The following is a 4,656-nucleotide window of genomic DNA, read 5'->3' as shown; positions in this document are numbered from 1 at the left end:
CTATGTGACCGAGCTTGAAGAGCCGGCGCTGAAAGGTCTTGAGCCGGGTGCTCCATCGGAAGGAGAGGCCGGCGCCGCCCGCATCGTCAAGACGCTCTTCTGGGGCTTCTCCGGCGACGCCGGCGAGGGCAACCTCTATTCGGTCTATCTGCTGAAGGACGGCGTCGCGATCGACCAGACGCCACCGCCCAACCTGACCGGCATCAACGCGCAGCTCGCGCTCTACGACTTCGACGCCAACGGCAACTATGTCATTGGCGACAAGGACTGTCTTGTCACCTCGCTCGGCAAGGACGGGACCGACCAGGTCTTCTCGATCGCCGAGGGTGTGGCCAACATCAAGGGCCAGAAGCGCACGCGCTATGCCGCGCTGCGCCATCGCGAGCTTGAGACTTTCGATCTGTTCCGCATCCCGACTGAGGTGCACACCTTCGGGGCCAATCCGACCGTCGTGACCCTCAACCACGGGCCGATCGCGACCATCCGCGAAGTCCTGGTCGAGAAGGAAGTGACCGACACGATCGTCCGCGGCGCAACGCCAAACGGCTCCGATGCGCTGCCCAATACCGGCGTCACAGCAATTCTGGAGGTGAAGCAGGGCGCCACGACTTACAATTTCCCCGCCGACTATTCGAAATCAGGGGATCTGGTGTCGTGGGCGGCCGGCGGCGCCGAGCCGGCGACAGGGTCGAGCTACACCGTCAAGTATCGCTATCTTGGCATTGTGGTCCCGACCGAAATCACTGCCACCACGATCACGGTCGCCGGCGGTGTCAATGGCGGCCAAATCCAGATCGACTATGACTTCAAGCTGCCGCGCGTCGACGTGCTCGGCATGGATAGCGACGGCAATTTGGTCTACCTGAAGGGCGTTTCGAGCCGCACGAACCCGCTGCCGCCGACCGTCCCGGCCGACGTGCTGCCGCTGGCGCTGATCGAGAACGTTTGGACCAGCACGCCGAACGTCACGGATGTGCGGGTGCGCGCCTACACGATGGCCAAGATCGACCGGATGTATAACAGCCTGGTCGACGCGCTGGACCTGATCGCGCTGGAAAGGCTGCAGCGCGACATCGACAGCCGGGAGCCGATCTCGAAGAACGGCGTCTTCGTCGACCCGTTCACCTCCGACCGCTACCGCGACGAGGGCGAACCGCAGACGGGCGCGGTCTTCGGCGGGCTGCTGCGCCTGGCGATCGACCCGACGTTCCACCCGATCAACCTGCCCGGCGTGACGATGCTCAACTGGACGGAAGAGGTCGCGGTCGAGCAGGCACTGGCCACACGCTGCACGAAGATCAATCCCTACCAGAACTTCACGCCGCTGCCGGCGTCGATGACGATCAATCCGCCGGTCGATTACTGGACCGAGAGCGCAACGGAATGGGCCTCCGATAGCGCCGCGGCTCTGTCCTCGCCGGTCGTCATCACGACGTCGAGGTCGACCACGGGCCGCACCACGACCACGACGACCACGACGAAGAAGGAGACGATCGAGAGCTCGACCCGCGAGGAGACCCTGGCCTATCTGCGCCAGATTTCGCTGCAGTTCACCATCCATGGCTTCGGCGCCGGCGAGAACCTGACCAAGCTCGAATTCGACGGCATCGACGTCAACCCGGGTGGCCTGCATGGCGACGGCGCCGGGCAGATCGTCGGCAACTTCACCATCCCTGCCAACGTGCCTGCCGGCTCGAAAGGCCTGGTCGCCGAAGGGCAGGGCGGATCGAAGGCGGCCGCGATCTTCGTCGGGCAGGGCACGATCGAGATCGAGACGTTGCGCCGGGTGATAACGACCACGGTGCAGCAGACATCGGTCACCGCGCCACGCGAGACCGGCGGCGGTGGCGGCGGCGGAGGCAATGGCGGCAGCCGGTCCGATCCGCTGGCGCAGACATTCACGCTGACGGAAGGCCGCCACATCGCCGGCGTCAACCTGAAGGTCTGCCTGATCGGCGACCGGGCCAACCCGATCGTGTTCGAAATGGTCGAGGTGGCCAACGGCATTCCGACGGTCAACGTGATCGCTCAGGCCTTCTACGACATGCACGAGGCGATCATCGGCCAATGGAGCGAGATACGCTTCCCTTACCCGATCTGGCTGCCGGCCGGCGTCGAATATGCCTTCGTCGTCAAGACCAATGACGGCAATCATTCGATCAAGACCGCGAAGCTCGGCGACTTTGACGCGGACCTGCAGCAGCCGGTCGCAGCGCAGCCTTATTCGGTCGGCGTCATGCTGTCGTCGTCGAACGCGGTGACCTGGACGCCGCATCAGGACGAGGACGTCTGTTTCCAGCTCATCGCCGCCAGGTTCGCTCCGGCGGCCCAGACCGTGAATGTCGGCACCTTCGCGGTCGCCAACATGAGCGACCTCTTGATCCGCGCCGAGGTCGAGCTGCCGACCGCGGCCGCCGCCATGCATTTCGAAGTGCAACTCGACGACGGCTCCGTCACCCTGCTAAACCCGGGCCAAGCCTGGGAGCTACAGTCCTTCTACACGGGCAATGTGCAGGTCCGCGCCGTTCTGTCCGGCTCGGCGAAGGTTTCGCCTGTCGTGTTCCCGGTCATCCTTGCAATCGAGGGCGAGTTGCAGACGACGGGCACCTATGTGACGCGCGCCTTCACCATGGGCTCCGGGGTCGACATCCTGTCCTATCTGAAGACGAAGATACCGACCGGGGCGACCATCGCCATGCATGGCGACGCGGCCAACGACGCCTGGTCGGCGATGGCGCAGGTGACGCAGACGCCGCTTCAGGATGCCGGCTGGGTCGAGCGCAAATACAACGTCCTCAACTTCAACGCCAATCCGGTCGGCCGCATCCGGATCACGCTCACCGGCACGCCGGCGGCGCGCCCGATGGCCTATGACTTCCGGGCGATCTCCGCCCCGTAACCTCGCCAGGATCGCCATGCCCGTTGAAAACACGACGCCGAACCGGGGCTACCAAAAGCCCTTCGGGAGCAACAACCTCGAGGACGATGTCCTGCGGCTGATCGCGGCCCTAGACGCGATCGACGTCGATGTTGCCGGCCTGCTCGTGTCAGTCACCCAGCGCGCTTTGCTGGTCCACAGTCACGTCATCTCCGAAACGACCGGCTTACAGGCGGCGCTCGACGCCAAGCAGGACGAGAGCGAGAAAGGCAACGCCAACGGCTACGCGTCGCTTGGCCCCGACGGCAAGGTGCCGGCCGCGCAACTGCCGTCGGCTCTCTTCGGCTCGCTCAACTATCAAGGCGATTGGAACGCCAACACCAATACTCCGACCATCCCGGCGGCGGCAGCCGGGAACAAGGGCTGGTATTACATGGTGTCGGTTGCCGGCGCCACGAGCGTCGGCGGCATCACCGATAAGGTCGGTGACTGGGCCGTCTCTGACGGCACCAAATGGGTCAAGATCGACAACACCGATGCCGTGGCGAGCGTTGCCGGCAAGAGCGGGGCGGTGACGCTTCAGGTCGCTGACATCACCGACATGAGTGCGAACGGCCGCTCGCTGGCGCAGGCGGCCAACTACGCAGCGATGAAGACGCTGCTTGCCATCACGGCGGCGGATATTACCAACGCGTCGGCAAATGGACGGTCCCTGATCACCGCCGCCGACTATGCGGCGATGCGAACCTTGCTCGGGTTGGTCGCTGCCGCAACGGCCGCGACGGCAAGCACGTTGGCGCAGCGTGACGCGTCCGGCGATATCACAACTCGCCTGTTCCGCTCGGAATATGCCGCGCCTGGAGCCACGGGCTACTTCTGCGGCCAGAACGCTCTCGGGGCTGGCGCCGACAACTACATTCGGCCGATGACGCCCGCTCAGGCGGCGGCTTTGCTCACCCCCTCAATGCAGCTTCAGCGGTTCTATGAAAGCGCGCCGCAAACTTGGACTAACGGTGGCACCCTGACCTTGGCACATGGACTGGGTGTCAGACCAAATATCTACCATGCATATGCCACATGTATCTCTGCGGATGGTGGCTATTCTGCTGGTGAGGAAATACTGCTTGCCGCATGGGCTTCTGATGCCGCTGACGGCCGTGGCGTGAGCTTGCGACCTGATGCCACTAATATCAAGGTCGTTATGGGTGCAAATGGTCTTGTGATGTTATCTGCAACCGGCGGATATAGTTATAAATCGAACCCTTCATCGACTTGGAAACTCATCATAAGAGCATGGGCATGACAAGATTTCTCGTTGATGGCAATGGTTTCTATGTTGGCGGAGCAGGCAGGGCCTTCAACGTATCCAGTACGCGATTACGCTTTAGGCCAAGTAGATACTGACGCCTTGTCGGCTCCATATTGATATCAGTTGTGAAGCGACTTTCGTGCAGCCATCCGTCTATTCTCTCAAAGAGGGCATCGGCTACAGGAACGTTGGGGGCCACCGGAACTCGTTCGAGGCGCGCTTGACCCAGGTCTCTTCTGTCGATGTGGCGATAGAGACGATGCCAGTTGAGGCCACCAGTGTCGAAGTCGTCGAGCCAATCCCTTCCGAAGTTGAGGCGGCTTGTGCCGAGCCTGCCCATGTTGAAGAGAGCAAAGCCAGGCCAAAGGTACCACCTACGATCCGGAGTTGTGCGAACCAACCCGGCAACGACCGCCCCTTCCAACAACCGAAATGGATCTGTTCGTTCAACAGGGAATAGGTCGTGGTC

3 protein-coding genes are annotated in these 4,656 nt (G+C 62.8%); 2 read left to right on the top strand and 1 reads right to left on the bottom strand.

Going from position 1 to position 4,656, the window contains the following annotated elements; all coding sequences use genetic code 11:
* A partial coding sequence (locus EOA24_RS28045; RefSeq protein ID WP_127410293.1) for a DUF4815 domain-containing protein occupies nt 1-2,899 on the top strand: 2,899 nt, incomplete at its 5' end.
* Nucleotides 2,900-2,915: 16 nt separating this feature from the next.
* On the top strand, nt 2,916-4,181 hold the full coding sequence (locus EOA24_RS28040) for a hypothetical protein (RefSeq protein WP_127410292.1): 1,266 nt from the start codon (nt 2,916-2,918) through the stop codon (nt 4,179-4,181).
* Between the two features lie 183 nt (nt 4,182-4,364).
* On the opposite strand, the gene EOA24_RS42485 is transcribed toward EOA24_RS28040, so the two are convergent.
* On the bottom strand, nt 4,365-4,656 hold a 292-nt coding region (locus tag EOA24_RS42485; protein WP_210213607.1), incomplete at its 5' end, for a hypothetical protein.

The organism is Mesorhizobium sp. M2A.F.Ca.ET.039.01.1.1 (genome assembly GCF_003998035.1).
Classification (GTDB): domain Bacteria; phylum Pseudomonadota; class Alphaproteobacteria; order Rhizobiales; family Rhizobiaceae; genus Mesorhizobium.
The sequence above is the reverse complement of the archived record's forward strand: the minus strand, read 5'-3'. Positions and strand labels throughout refer to the sequence as shown.

Excerpts from the sequence above, each read along its gene's own strand:
- EOA24_RS28040 (WP_127410292.1), top strand. The coding sequence starts at position 2,916 with ATGCCCGTTGAAAACACGACGCCGAACCGGGGCTACCAAAAGCCCTTC.